1 protein-coding gene and 1 pseudogene are annotated in these 413 nt (G+C 68.0%); both read right to left on the reverse strand.

The window, feature by feature from the left end:
• Positions 1-207, reverse strand: a pseudogene (locus G3I71_RS48800) (IS630 family transposase); the annotation flags it as partial.
• Positions 204-413: winged helix-turn-helix domain-containing protein (locus G3I71_RS48805; RefSeq protein WP_164325427.1), on the reverse strand; the 210-nt coding region annotated here is incomplete at its 5' end. The gene G3I71_RS48805 and the pseudogene G3I71_RS48800, both read right to left, overlap by 4 nt.

Genomic DNA, 413 nt, shown 5'->3' on the forward strand with positions numbered 1-413 from the left:
GTCACGGTACTCGGTCCAGGCGAAGCTCTTGCGACCTCCGCTCTTGTGATCGGTATGCCGTCTGGGCCGGTAGATCAGGCGGGAGCGTTCGCCGGGTTTGTAGCAGCAAAGCGCCGCGATGGAGAAGCGACGCTGGGATCGGCCCCGGACCCGGATGACCGGGGTGGTTCCGCGTCTGGCCCAGGTGCGGGAGGTCGGCGGCGTCATCGAGAATCCTGCCTCGTCCTCGAAGACGATCCAGGCCCCGAGCGCCGCCGCGGTGGTTCCAGGTGAGGCCATACCTCCTGCACCCAGCCGGCCACGGCCGCCTCGTCCCTCTCGACGGCCCGACGGGCCGGAACCTGGTGACTCCAGCCGTGTCTCCGCAGCATCTGCGAGATACCCGACAGCGTCATCGACTTGTGGAACCGTCG

It is taken from the genome of Streptomyces sp. SID12501 (genome assembly GCF_010550245.1).
In the GTDB taxonomy this organism is placed as follows: Bacteria; Actinomycetota; Actinomycetes; order Streptomycetales; family Streptomycetaceae; genus Streptomyces.